16 protein-coding genes are annotated in these 16,238 nt (G+C 55.5%); 14 read left to right on the forward strand and 2 right to left on the reverse strand.

The window, feature by feature from the left end:
• The 11 genes from VGK23_00325 to VGK23_00375 form a co-directional block, all read left to right on the forward strand.
• A partial coding sequence (locus tag VGK23_00325; GenBank protein ID HEY3418982.1) for a cobalamin-dependent protein occupies nucleotides 1–346 on the forward strand: 346 nt, incomplete at its 5' end.
• An 18-nt stretch (nucleotides 347–364) separates the two neighbouring features.
• Nucleotides 365–1,771 (forward strand): methanol--corrinoid protein co-methyltransferase MtaB, encoded by a 1,407-nt coding sequence (mtaB, locus tag VGK23_00330; GenBank protein ID HEY3418983.1) that lies wholly within the window; start codon nucleotides 365–367, stop codon nucleotides 1,769–1,771.
• Nucleotides 1,772–2,065: 294 nt separating this feature from the next.
• Nucleotides 2,066–2,851, forward strand: coding sequence for a B12-binding domain-containing protein (locus VGK23_00335; protein HEY3418984.1), 786 nt, complete (start codon nucleotides 2,066–2,068; stop codon nucleotides 2,849–2,851).
• A 218-nt stretch (nucleotides 2,852–3,069) separates the two neighbouring features.
• Complete coding sequence (gene cysK / locus VGK23_00340) at nucleotides 3,070–3,993, forward strand: cysteine synthase A (GenBank protein HEY3418985.1); 924 nt, start codon at nucleotides 3,070–3,072, stop codon at nucleotides 3,991–3,993.
• Nucleotides 3,994–4,382: 389 nt separating this feature from the next.
• Nucleotides 4,383–5,033 carry a serine O-acetyltransferase gene (gene cysE, locus VGK23_00345; protein ID HEY3418986.1) on the forward strand — a complete coding sequence of 217 codons (651 nt, stop codon included), beginning with the start codon at nucleotides 4,383–4,385 and terminating at the stop codon, nucleotides 5,031–5,033.
• Between the two features lie 24 nt (nucleotides 5,034–5,057).
• A complete protein-coding gene (gene cysS, locus VGK23_00350; GenBank protein HEY3418987.1) occupies nucleotides 5,058–6,461 on the forward strand; it encodes a cysteine--tRNA ligase in 1,404 nt (467 codons plus the stop codon).
• Nucleotides 6,446–7,480, forward strand: a complete 1,035-nt coding sequence (locus tag VGK23_00355) for a radical SAM protein (GenBank protein ID HEY3418988.1) — start codon at nucleotides 6,446–6,448, stop codon at nucleotides 7,478–7,480. The genes cysS and VGK23_00355 overlap by 16 nt, the downstream gene beginning before the upstream one ends.
• 77 nt (nucleotides 7,481–7,557) lie before the next feature.
• Nucleotides 7,558–8,388, forward strand: a complete 831-nt coding sequence (locus VGK23_00360) for an ion channel (GenBank protein ID HEY3418989.1) — start codon at nucleotides 7,558–7,560, stop codon at nucleotides 8,386–8,388.
• Nucleotides 8,389–8,500: 112 nt separating this feature from the next.
• Nucleotides 8,501–9,208 (forward strand): metal-dependent transcriptional regulator, encoded by a 708-nt coding sequence (locus VGK23_00365; protein ID HEY3418990.1) that lies wholly within the window; start codon nucleotides 8,501–8,503, stop codon nucleotides 9,206–9,208.
• Nucleotides 9,208–11,115 (forward strand): ferrous iron transport protein B, encoded by a 1,908-nt coding sequence (gene feoB / locus VGK23_00370; protein HEY3418991.1) that lies wholly within the window; start codon nucleotides 9,208–9,210, stop codon nucleotides 11,113–11,115. Before VGK23_00365 ends, feoB begins: the two co-directional genes overlap by 1 nt.
• Nucleotides 11,116–11,184: 69 nt before the next feature.
• Nucleotides 11,185–11,439 carry a LysE family transporter gene (locus VGK23_00375; GenBank protein HEY3418992.1) on the forward strand — a complete coding sequence of 85 codons (255 nt, stop codon included), beginning with the start codon at nucleotides 11,185–11,187 and terminating at the stop codon, nucleotides 11,437–11,439.
• Here VGK23_00375 and VGK23_00380 read toward each other — a convergent pair.
• Nucleotides 11,434–11,643, reverse strand: coding sequence for a hypothetical protein (locus tag VGK23_00380; protein HEY3418993.1), 210 nt, complete (start codon nucleotides 11,641–11,643; stop codon nucleotides 11,434–11,436). The two genes, VGK23_00375 and VGK23_00380, sit on opposite strands and share 6 nt — an antisense overlap.
• Between VGK23_00380 and VGK23_00385 the strand changes: the two genes are divergently transcribed.
• On the forward strand, nucleotides 11,579–11,812 hold the full coding sequence (locus VGK23_00385; GenBank protein ID HEY3418994.1) for a LysE family transporter: 234 nt from the start codon (nucleotides 11,579–11,581) through the stop codon (nucleotides 11,810–11,812). The two genes, VGK23_00380 and VGK23_00385, sit on opposite strands and share 65 nt — an antisense overlap.
• A gap of 5 nt (nucleotides 11,813–11,817) precedes the next feature.
• Here the strand turns inward: VGK23_00385 and VGK23_00390 are convergent, their stop codons facing one another.
• Nucleotides 11,818–13,512 carry a glutamate--tRNA ligase gene (locus tag VGK23_00390; GenBank protein HEY3418995.1) on the reverse strand — a complete coding sequence of 565 codons (1,695 nt, stop codon included), beginning with the start codon at nucleotides 13,510–13,512 and terminating at the stop codon, nucleotides 11,818–11,820.
• 241 nt (nucleotides 13,513–13,753) lie between these two features.
• Between VGK23_00390 and VGK23_00395 the strand changes: the two genes are divergently transcribed.
• Both VGK23_00395 and VGK23_00400 read left to right on the forward strand, forming a co-directional pair.
• Nucleotides 13,754–14,188 carry a hypothetical protein gene (locus VGK23_00395; GenBank protein HEY3418996.1) on the forward strand — a complete coding sequence of 145 codons (435 nt, stop codon included), beginning with the start codon at nucleotides 13,754–13,756 and terminating at the stop codon, nucleotides 14,186–14,188.
• A gap of 254 nt (nucleotides 14,189–14,442) precedes the next feature.
• Nucleotides 14,443–16,215, forward strand: a complete 1,773-nt coding sequence (locus VGK23_00400; protein ID HEY3418997.1) for a cation:proton antiporter — start codon at nucleotides 14,443–14,445, stop codon at nucleotides 16,213–16,215.
• The last annotated feature ends 23 nt before the right edge of the window (nucleotides 16,216–16,238 follow it).

Genomic DNA, 16,238 nt, shown 5'->3' on the forward strand with positions numbered 1-16,238 from the left:
ATCCCACGGATACGGTGTCGTCGACATGGGCAGAGATGTACCAGTGGATGACGTTGTGAAGCAGGTCGAGGAGAGCAAGCCGGACCTAGTAACCGGAACCGCACTCATGACCACCACCATGTCCGCATTCCCGAAGGTCGCCGAGAGACTGATCGAGAAGGGCATAGAGATACCATTCATCTGCGCCGGCGGTGCAGTGAACAGGTCATTCGTAGAGTCCTACCCGCTCGGTATCTACGCCGTAGCAGCAGCACAAGGCCCGGGCCTCGCCGACAAAGCAGTCGAAGGCTGGGACTGGAAGAAGATTCGCTCCAAGTGGGACGACATCACAGGCGGGAAGGCGTAAATTGGGGGGTGAAAAGACATGGCAGTTAAGAGATTCACAAAGATGGAAACCAAGAGCGCGGACGACCTCGTCTTCGGTGACGCGAAATACCCGGTTTCATACGGCCTCGGAATGAAGGCCGGTGCGGGATTCGTTGTGCCAGAGATCAACTTTGCACCGAGACCCGGCGCTGAGAAGAACCCGGACACCTTGAGGCGCGAGTACGTCGACTACATAACGAAGGACATCATGGACAGGGCAGTAACCCTCGGATTCCCAGCAGTTCAGCTGGAGAACGAGTGGATCTACCAACTCGGTAACGAGCCGGACAAGTTCGCCAAGCCGGTAGTTGCGGGCCAGAAGGAAGTCATGAAGAAGTACCACGATGAGTACGGAATCATGACCGCCATAAGGCACACCCTGCCTGACATGAGAGAGGCCGAGAAGGGCCTGAGGGAAGGCATGGACAAGAAGTCCTCCTACCCTGAGAAGGTCATCGAGTCCATCGAAGTCGCAGCCAAGAACGGCGCCGATGTGCTCTCGATCGAATCCATGGGTGGCAAGGAGATGTCCGACTATGGTATCCTGCACCAGGATATCAGAGCGTGGCTCTTCGGTATCGGCTACCTAGGCTCCATCGACATGGAGTACATGTGGACTAAGATCGTGGACATCGCCAAGAAGAACAAGGTCATCGCCGGCGGAGACACAAACTGCGCAGGCGCCAACACCTCGATGTTCATGGCCGGTGGCTACCTGGACAAGGATATCCCGAGGACCTTCGCGGCAACAACCCGCTGCATCGCTTCCGCCAGAACCCTGGTGGCAATCGAGTGCGGTGCAACTGGCCCGGACAAGGACTGCGGCTATGAAGGCCCGATCCTGAAGGCAATTTCCGGACGCCCATCCGCCCAAGAGGGAAAGGGAGCCCAGGACGCACACGCTGACCTGATGGGTAACCTGATCGCTTCGACCTGCGACCTATGGTCCAACGAGTCGGTTGAATACCACCCGGAGTTCGGTGGCTCATCCGTCCAGTGCTGGCTCGGAGTCATAGGGTACGAAGCCGCCTTGATGAACACCTCGAAGCAGCTGAAGCAGGACAAGATCCTCAGGGACATCTACGCCGCATGCGACTCGTACAGATCCCCAGAGGCATTCTGTCTGCGCTACGACAACGCCTACAAGATCGGTGAGGCAATTGTCGCAGAAGGCAACAGCATCTACCTGAGATCAAGGGCAGCTGGTATCAAGGCAGCCGAGTTGATTTCGGAGTCCGCCAAGACCAAGAACGGCCTGAAGCTCTCGAAGCACGAGAGCGACATGCTGAACAAGGTCATGACCGACTTGAAGGCCCTTCCGGACGAGGAGTCGAAGTTCGTCGACCAGTGCCTCAAGGCCTACAAGGACGTCCAGGCGTTCAACCCGAAGAACTACGAGTTGTAAGACTTTTAGATTCGGTAAACCTTTTCAAAACCTTTTACCTGCTTTTTCTCATCACAGTTTATGAATCGCTACACCATGAAATGATCACACTCGATGATTCATCGATGTAACCGACTATTTCATGGTCATAGTCTTGTCGAGCCTGTTCTGAATGTATGTGGCTTGGATGAAAAATCTTCAATCAAAACTTTACAAAGAAAATAAATGCACTATAAATACATTCAAAGTCAATCCCCTTTCTGTGTGAACATCCAAATGAATCTTTCAAGATTCATCTTGGACGGGGGTGTCTAAATGTTCGATCTTAGCGATATCGATTTTGAGATGATATTCAAGAGATATGATATCCTGGTAGAGGCCAAAGAGAGTCCAGAGGAGATCGCGGCCAAGATCTTGCCCAAAGACCCATTCCTGAAGAAGGTGGCCGAGGACGTTGTTCAGATGCGATATAAGGACATCGAGGCGGACACCAAGGCCGCTCTGACCAAGTTTAGCCCGGAAGAGCTGGTCGACAAAGGACTCCTTAGAGGGATGGAAGTGGTCAGCGAGCTGTACGGTCGGGGCATCTATTATCTGCCTCAGGTCATGGTGGCTTCGGACGCCTTCGACCTCGGTCTGAAGTTCGCCGAGAGGACCATGAAGGGACAGTTCCTAGGCAAAGGCAAGGTGGTGATGCACGTTGCCGAAGGGGACCCTCATGACATTGGAAAGAATATTGCAGTGGTAATGTTGAGGTCCAATGGATTCGGAGTGATTGACATGGGCCGCGACGTACCTGTCGATGATGTGGTCAAAACGGTGATCAAGACCGATGCAGTGATCCTTACAGGTACTGCCCTTATGACAGCCACGATGTCAGCATTCCCGAAGATCGCTCAGAAACTGTTGGAGAAAGGGATCGAGTTGCCTTTCATATGTGCTGGTGGGGCCGTGAACCGAAGCTACGTCGAGTCGTTCCCCCTGGGCATTTATGCCGAGAAGGCATCCCAAGGACTGGTCCTGGCCAACAAGGCCATCAATGGCTGGGATTGGATAAGGATCAGACAAAACTGGGATGACATCAAAAGCGGAAAGGTCTGAATTTTCTTTAATCGGTCAAACTCATCGATTATTCTATTGTGAATGTGCGAGTTAAGATCAAGTTCAGAAATCTTCTTTAATGTGTAGGTAAGTTCACCTCACAAGGATAAGAACCTGTATAATCTGACCCATATGGGTCAGGTTTATTCAAATATGAATCTTAACAATCGCTAAAACTAAATATCTTTTAAATAAGTCAGGAATTGGAGTGAGGTAAGATGCTCTATAACAATGTGCTCGAGACCATCGGTAGGACGCCTTTGGTGCGCTTGAACAAGATCGCGCCGGAAGGGGCTGCGACAATCTATGTCAAAATGGAATCTTTCAACCCGATGCATTCGGTGAAGGACAGGATAGCTCTTGCAATGATAGAGGATGCGGAAAAAAGAGGAATCCTGGTTCCCGGGAAGCAAGTAGTCGTAGAACCTACATCGGGAAACACTGGCATTGGGCTGGCCATGGTCTGCGCGGCCAAGGGATATGAACTGGTCCTCACCATGCCCGAGACATTCTCAGTGGAGCGCAGGAAGTTGCTGGCGGCTTTAGGGGCAAAATTGGTACTGACCCCAGGACCCGAGGGGATGCCCGGTGCCATCTGCAGGGCCAAAGAGATGTGCGAGAGCGACTCAAACAGATACATCCCACTTCAATTTGACAACGTAGCTAACCCAAAGATACATATGGAGACCACCGCTCGAGAGATATTGGCCGACCTCCCCGAACCGGACGCCTTCATCTCTGGAGTAGGTACTGGTGGGACAGTCACAGGTGTTGGTACGCACTTCAAGTCCAAGGGATTAAAAACCCAGATCATCGCAGTGGAACCAGCCGCCTCTCCCGTCCTGTCCGGAGGGAAGAAAGGACCGCATAAGATCCAGGGGATCGGTGCCGGTTTCATCCCGTCGGTCTTGGACCTCAATGTGGTGGACCGAATCATCCAGATCAAGGATGAGGACGCAGCGGAACACTCGCGACTGCTGGCCAAGAAAGAGGGAATTTTGGCGGGTATATCGTCCGGGGCGGCTCTCTGTGCAGCGGTACAGGTCGCAGTGGAGCTTGGAAAGGGGAAGAAGGTGGTCTTCATTGCACCGGACACGGGTGAGAGGTATCTGAGCACCGACCTGTTCAACCTTCCACAATAAACAAACAGCTTACGGACCTGTCTAGGACCGGTCCGTCGCTATCTTTTTTCATCGTCCGGTCTCGGTCCCGCCACATGCCGCGCGTTCGATGACCTATCCTAATTCTCCATAATTTGGGCATGAAGTGGCTGAATCCGAACTTTCGGTAGTCTACCATCGCAGGGGCGTAGAGTTTGGTTGAGCTTCAGCGTCTCCACCACCGCTTCCCTGCCTCCATCCCGCAAAGGATCGTCAGGCCCAAGCGGTCGATGAGAGGCCTTGACATCTCAGCAAGCGATCGAAGAATCGCCGGTTCGAGGGATTTCCTTGTCCAATGATATTAATGCTGTTAATGCCAGCAGTATTTTTTAGGAAATCTATTTGTTCCCGGAACTGTTTGTGCATCGGTCATGAGCTGGAAGGACTCCGTTTATACCGTCCTTGAGCGGGATCCCGCCGCCCGGTCGTTCAACGAGGCGCTGTGGTTCAGTCCAGGTCTTCATGCTATTTTGCTCCAGAAGATATCACATCGTCAATTCCTAAAAGGGAACTTCCTCCTGGCCAGGGCGATCAACTATTTTGGACGGTTCCTGACCGGGGCGGACATACATCCGGGGGCGACCATCGGTAAGGGGTTCTTCATCGACCATGCCACCGGTGTGGTGATCGGTGAGACCACCATCATCGGGGAGAATGTCTCCATCTTCCAAGGAGTGACCTTGGGCGGAGTAAGCACAAGCAAGGGCAAACGCCACCCGACGATCGGGAACAACGTCACCATAGGGGCGGGGGCGATCGTCCTCGGGAACATCACCATTGGAGACTGTGTAAAGATCGGCGCCGGTTCCGTGGTCACCAAGGATGTGCCTCAGAACTGCACCGTGGTCGGCGTTCCTGGACGGGTGGTCAAGAGGGAAGGTGTTCCGGTCCTCAAGACCGACCTTCGCCACGACGAGCTTCCAGACCCGCTGCGCGATGCCATCACGAACATATCCAACAAGATCTCGGACCTAGAACGGCGGCTTACGTTGTTAGAAGAGGAGCTAAAAAAGCCCAAATAAGGATAGTTGCATGTCACGCCGGCGATGAGCATGGGACTGTCACTTTATAACACGATGACCGGGCAGGCGGAGGATTTCGTACCCATCGAAGACCGAAAGGTCAGGATGTACGTCTGCGGAGTGACTGTCTATAATGACATACACATGGGACACGCGCGGTCCATAATCGTTTTCGACATGATCGCCCGTTATCTCAAGTTCAAGGGATATGGGGTAACGCTGGTGACCAACTTCACCGATGTGGACGACAAGATCATCAACCGGGCCGCCGAGATGGGCATGAAGCCTCTCGAGCTTTCGGCGATGTACATCGAGAAGTATTTCCAGGACATCGAGAAGCTGGGTGTGAAGAAGGCGGACATCTATCCGAAGGCTAGCGAGTGCATCCCCGAGATCATCGCCATGGTCAAACGCATCGTTGACAACGGTTATGGCTACAGGACCGAGGACGGGAGCGTCTATTTCTCCGTCGACAAGGTCAAGGATTATGGAAAGCTCTCCGGCAACAAGCAGGAGGAAATGATATCTGGGGCCCGGGTGTGTGTCGATGAGATCAAGCATAACCCGATGGACTTCTGTCTATGGAAGGCCGCCAAGCCCGGCGAGGTCTCTTGGCCTTCGCCGTGGGGGGAGGGACGTCCCGGCTGGCACATCGAGTGCAGCGCCATGTGCCTGAAGTACCTGGGCGAGACCATCGACATCCACGGTGGCGGCAACGATCTCATATTCCCGCATCATGAGAACGAGATCCTCCAGTCCGAAGCGGTCACCGGCAAACCTCTTGCCAAGTACTGGCTGCACAACGGGATGCTCCAGGTGCAGGACGCCAAGATGTCCAAATCGATGAAGAACTTCTTCACCGTCAAGGACATAGCCTCCCATTACAAGACCCAGGAGATACGGTTCTACCTTCTCAATACCCATTACCGCGGCCCGCTCAACTACAGTGAGAGCGCTCTGAACGAAGCCGCGTCCAGCCTGAAAAGGATCCAGAATTCCTATACCGAGCTGAAGGAATATGCGCCAACAGCCACCGGCAACTATGACGCCGAGGACCTGGTGCAGAAGACCCGCAGCGAGTTCATAGAGCACATGGACGACGATTTCAACACGCGTGGGGCGATCGCGGCCATGTTCGATGCGGCCCGTGAGTCGAACAAGCTCATGGACCATGAGATGCTCTCCAAGAAGGGAGCGGAACGGGTCATCTCCCTGTTCGAGGATCTGGACAAGATCCTGGGCATCCTGCCTCAGACCGAGATCAAGGGCGACCGCATGGACGATGTCATGCAGATCCTCATCGAAGTACGCAAGGAGCTGCGCAAACGCAAGGCCTACGACCTGGCGGACTCCATAAGGAATCAGCTTGCCGAGAAGGGCATCGTTCTGGAGGATACCGCGGAGGGCGTGAGATGGAAGCAGGCCTGAGCGTAGCGATGAAGAAGGCCATCCTGATAACCGGAGGGCCCCTCAAGATACCCAAGGACCTGATCCTGCCTTATCTACCAAGCCGTTCCACCGCTGGACCGGGAGCCGGTTCGACCTCCATCGTCATTTCCTTCGAGGGCGCCAGATGCAAGAAGGCGATAAGCCGCGAGGAAGGGGAGTTCGAGCTCGTTCCGAAGGAGAATGGATACAGCATTCTTCGAAACGGGCGGCCGTTCATCGACGATGTCGAGATCAAACCTACGATAGCGCATGCCCCGGAACAGGCTTTCTTCAATCTGGCACAGGACTGCATCTACGACTGCAAGTTCTGTGCATCACGCAAGCTGGACAAGCGCATAACCAAGAACCTTTCACCAGAGCGCGTGGTCCAGATGGCGATCGAGGCATCGAGGAAGGAAGGCTTCCGATCCGTGGCCTTCACCAGCGCCGTCGTCGACTCGCCGGAAAGGACGGTGGAGCGCATGCTTTTCGTGGTGAGGGAGACCCGGAAGGCGTTGCCCGACGTTCCCATCGGGGTCGAACCGTACATCTGGAAGCTCAGTGATGTGGATGACCTCAAGTCCGCCGGAGCGGACGAGATCAAGCTCAACATAGAGACCTTCGACCCGGACCGGTTCGCCAAGGTGTGCGGAAAGCTGCACTATCATTTCATCCTCGAGGCGCTCGACCATGCCGTCGAAGTTTTCGGCAAGGGCAAAGTGACCACGAACCTGCTCGTAGGACTAGGCGAGTCGGACGAGAACCTGCTCGATGGTATCAGATACTTCGCCGAGAGAGGCATAGTGGCTACATTGCGCCCATTGCGCATCAACAGCTTCAACCGGGTACCATTGACCGAGGCCCTGGGCCCACTGGATCCGGTCACCCCGGAGAGGATCGTGAACCTGGCGATCCGGTCCAAGGGGATCATGGAAGAGAACGGCATGACCTCCAGGACGTACCACACCATGTGCCATGAGTGCGGATGCTGCGACATAGTCCCGTTCCGGGACGTTTGAAGCCTCGATCTACGAGCCTGGTCGCATGACGAGGACATCCGTAACTGCAAAAAACTGAATAGCCCGTGGTTGAACTAATGACACCGGTAGATGTCAATATGGCCGAGACGGAAAAAGGAGAAAGAACGAGGAACCGGATCTACTCGACCAGCGGGATATTTGACTACTTCCACCGGTTCTTTATGGTCTCCAGCCTGCCATCAAGATCGATCATAGCGGCCTTCTTCCTGGTATTTTTGATAGTCCCGATCATGGGCGGGCCCAGCCGAGACTCGGCGGCACGGCTTGAGTCTGGTATTGTGTTCATCGGTCTCAATACCGTGTTCTACCTGACAGGGGCGGTGCTGTTCAGGTTCAACCGGGGCCTTGACGATCATCAGCTGAAACGTTCGGGCAAGGTCGTCCTGGCGATGATAATCGCCTCGATACTGGTCTATTCAGCATCGGCTTTATTGACCCTCGGCCTGGGCAGCGAGGTGATGCCGGTGCTGAGGATTGGTTCCTCTGCCGTGATCATCGTCCCCCTGGTGCTGGTGATCACACTTCTGGTGGAATCGGTGATCCGTCGCGGGATCGTCCAGAGCGATTCGAGGGTGCCGCTGCTGTTGGTGTTCCTGACCATTCTTCTGATAATGTACACCTTCGCTACCATCTACTTCGTGAACGGACTTCTGCTTAGAACCGACGTGTTCACCGGATCGACCACCCTTTTACCGGTCAGTTTCGGGGATGCATTGTATTTCAGCGGGCTGATATTCACCACCCTGGGATCCTCTGACATCTTCCCAGTCGGCATAGGAAAGGCGGTCATGCTGTTCGAGTCTGTCAGTGGGTATCTGGTGCTCGGTTTCCTTACCGCGATCTTCATACAGGCGATCATATCCGCCAGGGAGAGTGGAAGGTCCTGAACGATGTTGACAACGATTCCATGACCAATTATCAGTGAACGAAATATCATTCGTACAACTAAATTTAGGCTCTCCTAAATCTTATATAGTGCTAGAATTGTTTGGCAGTTCGATGGTGAGCGAGAACATCGAAGAGTACCTGGAAAGCATATGGGAGCTTAACCAGTTGGGCAAGCCGGCCAAGACCACGGACATCGCCGCGGAGCTGAAGGTGTCGCCCGCCAGCGTCACCGAGATGGTCCAGAAGCTGGCCGAGGAAGGTTACGTAGTTTACGAGAAGTACAAAGGGGTCACGCTCACCGAGGAAGGAAACCGCATCGGTTCCAAGATAAAACGCCGCCACCGGCTGCTGGAGAGATTCCTGGTCGACATCCTGGGGGTGGAGAACGAGAAGAGCCACGAGGAGGCCTGCCGTCTCGAGCACACCATCTCCGATGTCAGCGAGAAAAGCCTGTGCCAGATGATGAACAATCCTCAGACCTCGCCCAAGGGCAAGCCCATCCCCCGGTGCGAGAACAACTGCCTGGACTGCATCGGCGAACCCACAATTTCCATGTCCATGCTGAGGCCCGGCGAGGCCGGCCTCATCACCCACCTCAAGTGCAGCGAGTCCGCCAAGGTGAGGCGGATAATTTCCATGGGCTTCGTACCCGGTCGCAAGGTGTGCGTCGAGGAGGAATTGCCCATGGGCGGACCGTTCCTGGTCAGCGTGGAGGATAGCAGGATCGCCCTGGCCAGAGAGTATGCCGCCATGGTCTTCGTCCAGAAGGCAGGCACCTGCGGCAGAGACCGAAGCAAGGTGGACACCGGGGTCGCTTAATGGAAGTAGCCCTGGTCGGGCACCCTAACGTCGGAAAATCCGTCCTTTTCAACCGGATGACCGGTGTGGGTGCTATTTCCTCCAACTACCCAGGTACGACCGTGGAGTACCTGGAAGGCACGGTCGTGCACAAAGGGGTCACGCTTCACGTCTATGACCTGCCCGGAACCTACGGGCTCACGGGAGCCACCGAGGACGAAGTGGTGGCGGTCAAGCTGCTGGCAGAGCACCGCCCTGATGTAGTGGTCGCGGTCGCCGACGCCACCCGGCTGGAGCCGAGCCTGGTCATGATCTACCAGCTCATCGAGCTGGGCTTCAATGTCATCGTAGCCCTCAACTTCATGGATGTGGCCCGCAGGCGCCATCACATCGACGTCGGTCTTCTGCAAGAAATAATCAAGGTCCCCGTCGTACCGATGGTCGCCCTCACCGAAGAGGGCGTGGACGTTCTCGTCGAGTCGATCATCGAGAACAAGGCCAGGGTTTCGGATTTCTCCATAAGGTACGCCGAGGGCATCGAGGACATCATCCACCAGCTCACGCCTGACGCCTCTACCGTCGAATCTGTCTATCCAGCCCGGGGCGCCATCCTGAAGCTGCTGGAGGGCAATCAGTACTTCACCGATCATCTTCCTGCCACCGTGAAGAAGATGGCCATGGAGGAGCGGGCCGCCTTCAAGCTGAAGCACGACGAGGACATCGACGTGCACATAAACCGTGACCGTTATGGCGAGGCCGGCCTGACCATCAGGAAGGTGCAGAGCCGGGTGGAACGCCATCTGACCAGGGCGGAACGGATATCCGAGATCACCCTGAAGCCGGCCACCGGCATCCCGATACTTTTTGCGGTCCTGATCGGCGTGTTCTTCACCGTCGTCATCGTCGGAGGAGCGCTGGAGGGGGTCCTCTCGACCGTCTACCTTCAGCTCACATCCGGGTTCTTCGATGGGCTGGCCAATGCCATCGGCGGTACCTTCGGGCTCTCGATCTCCAAAGGCATAGACCTCTCGATCCAGGCCATCATATCGATCGTCATACCGTACATCCTGGTGTTCTACCTGATATTGGCGTTGCTGGAGGATTCCGGCTACCTGCCGCGGGTGGTCATCCTGCTGGACGGCGTGATGCACAAGTTCGGTCTTCACGGCCGGGCGATAATCCCGATGATCGTCGGTACCGGATGCAACGTGCCGGCCATCCTGGCCACCAGGGTGATGGAATCGAAGAGGGAGCGGCTGATCCTGGCCACGATCACCATACTGGCGGTCCCCTGCTCGGCCCAGACGGTGGTCATCCTTGGCACGATCGGCAAGTTCGGGGGCATCTGGTATGCAGCGCTCATCTACCTCATCCTGCTGGCGATCCTGCTGGTGCTGGGTCGGCTGCTTAACCATTACATGAAGTTCGAGCCGTCCGGACTCATGTTCGAGATTCCGGACATGGCCATGCCCCAGGCCAGGAACGTGCTGTCCAAGACCTGGATGCGGGTAAGGGATTTCTTCGTGGTGGCGTTCCCGATACTGCTTGTGGGCAGCCTGGTGCTGGAATTCCTGATGAACTACGGTGTCCTCGGAGCGCTGGTGGATCCTCTTTCCCCGTTCACGGTGGGTTTCCTCGGGTTGCCGGCGATCATCATCGTGGCGCTCATCTTCGGGGTCATGCGCAAGGAGATGTCGCTGCAGTTACTGGTCATCCTGTTCGGCACCGCGAACCTGGCATCGGTCATGAGCTCGGAGCAGCTCTTCGTGTTCGCACTCATAATGGCAACGTACGTGCCGTGCATGTCGGCGCTGGCGGTGATGGTGAAGGAGTTCGGGCTGAAGGACTCGTTGAAGGTGACGTCCGCCTCGCTGGTGATCGCCTTCTCCCTGGGTGGACTGGCCCATTTCCTGTTCACTCTGAGGTGACGATCGACCGAAAGACATTCGATATGAACCGATGATCGAGAAATAATAGATGGGAACGAGTCACCGAACGTGTTTGAGCTGGTACTTCTTTTCGCCTCGGCATTCGTGGTCGGACTTATCTATTGCGGATTGCCAGGTGCCATCAGCACCGAGGCTCTGAGGCGCGGGGTTAAGGGAGGATTTCGCCCGGCCGCCTCACTGGAGATCGGTTCATGCGTCGGCGATTTCACCTGGGCCGCCATCGCCCTCGTCGGCCTCTCGTTCCTGGTGCAGGACAGTAATGTCAGGACCGTTCTGGGCCTCTTCGGTGGCTCTCTCCTATAATATCTGGCATCCAAGGCCTTCAAGGATGCCAAGGTTGTCGGGCTGCCGGGAACCGGTGGCGGCGTAGAAAGGCAACGGTCTGCTGGCCGGGGCGCTCATCTCGCTCGGCAACCATTCCCAGATAGCCTTCTGGCTGGGCATCGGCGGGTCGGCCATTGCCGCGATAGCGCCCAACCCTGACTCGGCATCGTTGGCAGTGTTCATGGCCGGATATATGGCCGGTTCGGTCGTTTGGAGCCTTGGATATTCTGGGCTTCTGGCCTACGGACGGAGGTTCCTGACCAAACGGCTGTTCCAGGCTATCTACGTGGTTTGCGGCATGGTGCTGGTGCTGTTCGCGGTCATGATCTTCTGGTCATCGATCAACGGCTAGACGTCTCAGGGATGGGTGTAGAAGGCCCTGACCTTCGGTGACACGGAATCGATGCGGACGAACCCGAAGCGCTCGAACTGGACCACCTTCTTCACCTCGAACTCCGGGATGGTCTCGGTGAAACCCTCCTTCGTGGACCCATCTGGCATGTAGACCGTCGCTGGTGTGGAATCGACAGGGACCCAATGGATGATCCTGACCTTTTCCTTCAGGATCGCCAGGTCATTGCCTATGTATCTGCCCACGCCCGATTCGGTCAGCTCAACGTTGCCCAGGTCCTTGAGCCTCAGTTTCCCCCGTTCCTGTGCGTTCACCAGGTCCTCGGCCACGACCCGCAACTCGATCGGGTCGCCGGCCAGCACATACTTCCTCACGCCCTTCTCTGGGTGGTCCGGATGAAGCGGGGCGTGCGACTCAAGCCTGTCCACACCGGTGATCTTGAGCGACGTGGGGTTCCAAACGAAGAAGTAACGGTCCGCCTCGTTCTGCACGATGTCCCGGTTGTAGGCGTAGAGGTTCTCCCAGGAGAACTCGATGTTGGCCTCCTTGATGCCGCAGTCCACCCAGAACTGGCGTATGGCGTTGGGTGAGATGCCCCTCTTCTCCATGGCCCGGACGGTCCCAAGGCGAACGTCATCCCAGCCGGAGTACTCCCCGGTCTTGATGCCCTTGCCGACCGTCGACGTCTTCAGGATAGCCTCCGGGATCGAGACCAGACCGTAGTGGTGGTACCAGGGCATCTTCCAGCCAAAGTACTTGAATATGTATTCCTGGCGCAGGGTGTTGTTCAGGTGGTCGATGCCCCGGATCACATGCGTCAGGCCCAGGAAATGATCATCGACCGCGACCGAGAAGTTCATGGCCGGATACACGCAGAACCGGGTCCCGACACGTGGATGCGGTTGCTTAACGATGCGCAGTCCGACAAAATCCCTGATGGCCGGGTTGGGGTGTTTCAGGTCGGTCTTGACCACGACTATGGCCTTTTCCTCCTCGAAATGCCCGGCAAGCATCTTGTCGAACATCTCAAGCTGCGTCTCCTTGGGCAAATCGCGGTGGGGGCAGGCCCTGCTCTCCTCCTTCATCTTCCTCCAGTCATCGGCCGGACAGGTACAGACATAGGCGGCGTTCTTCTCGATGAGCTGCCTGGCGATGTCATAGTACAGGTCGAACCGGTCGGACTGGATCACGGTCTTGTCGACCTTCACGCCCATCCACTCCAAGTCCTCCGGGATCATCCTATAGGCGTCCGGATCGATCTTCTCCGGATTGGTGTCCTCGATCCGGTTGATGAACACTCCATTGTAACGTCTGCAGTACTCGTCGTTCAAAATGGCGACCCTGGTGTGTCCCAGGTGCAGCGGCCCGGACGGGCCGGGAGCGAAACGCATCACGACGTTACCGTCGGTCGCCCCTGGAAGATCTGGCAGCACATGGATACGCTCCACCTTCTCCTTCTTGTTGAGCATGGACGCATCGATCGTCTCCAGCTCCTTGCGCTGGTCATCAACTGCCATGGCGTTGACCTTGCTGATGATATCAGCTATGAGGGGCAATATCTCCACGACCCTGGTCCGCATCGCGGGCTGCTCTGCCAGTACCTTACCCTGGACCGCCTTGGGGTTGGCGGAGCCGTTGTGCTGGACGGCGTTCTGAAGGGCGTACTTCCGGATCACGAGCTCAAGGTTCATGTCTGACATACGAGCTGAGAATGAGGGATGGTCATATTCTACCTTTCGCTGGCACTGTACAAAATGGCTCCAAGGATGTGTTGCCATATCCAATGGAAAGATTCCCTTAAAACGGATTCGCAAATTTTGAATTCTTGAGTCTAGATTAAATAGCCATTTGGGTGCTATCTTTTGCTGTCCTAGATAGTTCATGGAATAAGAACATGCGCATCGCCAAGGAATAGAAATGCCATTGTGGTGGTTGTGGAAAATGACTGGAACTAACGATCCAGATGGTAGGATATATACGAACTCGCCTGAACCGCTATCCATCAAGATCTTGATCGTGACTGCATTGGTATTGGTGTTCTTCGGGATATTCGCAATTACCAAAGGTTCCCTGAACGGTCTATTCCTATTGGGGATCGCTGGAACGATGATAGTGTTCGAGGTATGGCGAGAGTACGCACATAATCCGATAGAGGTCCGCTTAGGTCCAAGCGAGATGCATCTATTATTCAGGTGGTCAAGTCCGATGCTGGTGAGATATGACGATATTGTTTGGCTGGCATTGCCCTTCAAAGGTCGGATCGGTGGTATCAAGATCAAAGGAAGGTTTTCTTTCGAGATGAATCTCGAAATCTGCCTGGAAATAAGGAATGGCATGAATGACGATTCAAGATTGGCGCGACCAGGTGGAATCTAGTGATGAGATCTTTCCGATCTCGGACTTTTGAGCACTAAGATCGTTAACTCAGCGAGTCACGTGTTCTTGGTCCTCGCGGGTCGAGTGTCTTTGCATGTAAGTTTCATAAACTTGAAAACAATACATCAGCGGGATGCACAGAAAGGGGCCCGGCAATGTCTTGGCTTCCATTGTCCAATGGATTCGCGGTTCCGATAACCCAAAGAATCCACTGAGCCGATGGTCAGACGGTGGGCCAGATCTGGCAATGATACATGGCTAACGTCGAGCTGTTAATTGAGATTGGAACGATATTGATGGTGGCATTCATAGGCGCTACCATCGCCACGAAGCTGAAGCAGAGCGTTATCCTAGGCTACATTATCGCAGGGGCACTGATCGGCCCCTACATTTACATCGAGATCGGTCCGATCGTCTACAACGGTGTGGTGCACGAGACCGGTCTGATCGACCTATTCTCCCAGCTTGGCCTGATCCTGCTCATCTTCTTTGTCGGGCTGGAGTTCTCCATCGATAAGATCAAGCGGGTCAAGGGTCCAGCGGTCGTGCTCTCGCTGATCGATGTGGGGCTGAACCTCTTTACCGGTTTCCTCCTCGCCGCCTGGCTGGGATGGGGATTGGTCGATTCGATATTCCTGGCAGCGGTCCTTTCGATGAGCTGTTCCGCCGTGGCCATGAAGACGCTGGTGGAGCTCGGAAGGCTGGAGAAGCCGGAGACCGAGTTCATGCTGGGCATGATAATTCTAGAAGAGTTCATCTCCATGCTGTTCCTGACCCTGGTAGGCGGCCTGCTGATCAAAGGGGATGCCACTTTCTCACCGACCAACATGATCGTCGGCATGGTGGCCTTCTTTGTGTTCTTCGCGGTCATGGCCGCGGTCGTGATCCCCTACGTCATCAAACGCCTGGACAAGATGAAGAGCGACGAGATGTTCGTCCTGTTCATGCTGGGCATCATTGCCTTGACCGCGGCCATAGCGGAATACTGTGGCGTTCCATCCCTTATAGGCGCCTTCTTTATCGGCATCACCTTTGCGGAGACCCGGATCACAAAGCGCCTGGAGAGAAAGATCGCTCCCCTCCGCGACGCGTTCGTTGCCATCTTCTTCGTGTCCTTTGGCATGTTCATCGACCCCTCGATGTTCGGCGCGGTCTGGTCGATCATCATCATAGCGGTGGTCATAATCCTATTGGACGAGATCGTCATCATGTCCATAGTGGCGTATCTGGTGGGCTTTCCCAGAAGGGAGGCGGTATCCATCGGCTCATCCTTCAGCGCCCGTGGGGGCGAATCGGTGATGTACGCCACCGTCGGAAGCAAGGCCGCCACCGCTACCAAGGGGGCGGAGCTCTATCCGATAGCTGGAGCGATAACCTTCGTCATGTCAGTTCTCTGTCCGTACTTCATCAAGAAGAGCTATGAGATCGCGGACCGCATGGCCATTAGGGTGCCCAGATACATAGCCTATGGCGGCTCCATTTTCTCCCGTACCATGGGAAAGATGATCCTACCCGGAGGCCTGAGGCTCTTCAAGACGTCGAAGGGTTTGCCGATATCCCTCTCGCTCTACCTTATGTCCATCATATCGATCCTTTCCCTGACCGGAGAACTTCGTCTGGCCGCCTTCATGATCTCGCTCGGCGCATGCGCGGTGGCCTGGTTCGCACTTCGCTCAGAGATCGACAAGGTGGTAAGGAAGATCGACTACTCCAATCTCGGGACCATCTATGGGAATGCTGGCAAGATCTCTCATTACATCGCTTCGGTGATCAGCCTGTCGATGATCATGTGCGTGACCGACGCGTTCGTGATGGTCGTCTACTGGCCTTCGGTCATCATCATTTCCGTGGCCTACGTGTCCTGGTTCATCTATCTCATGAAGATGGTCCACCATCACACCTGCGACGATTCGGTCAAAATGCCGGAGTTCCGTCGTGTCCCGGCTGAAGAAACCGCAGAGCCAGGCAATCCAGTGTACAAACACCGGGAGCGCTGGAAGGGATTCGAGGACGATGAGCAGCATTGACGGTGCTTGCCGTCCCGGAAGGG

This window comes from Methanomassiliicoccales archaeon, from assembly GCA_036504055.1.
Classification (GTDB): domain Archaea; phylum Thermoplasmatota; class Thermoplasmata; order Methanomassiliicoccales; family UBA472; genus DASXVU01.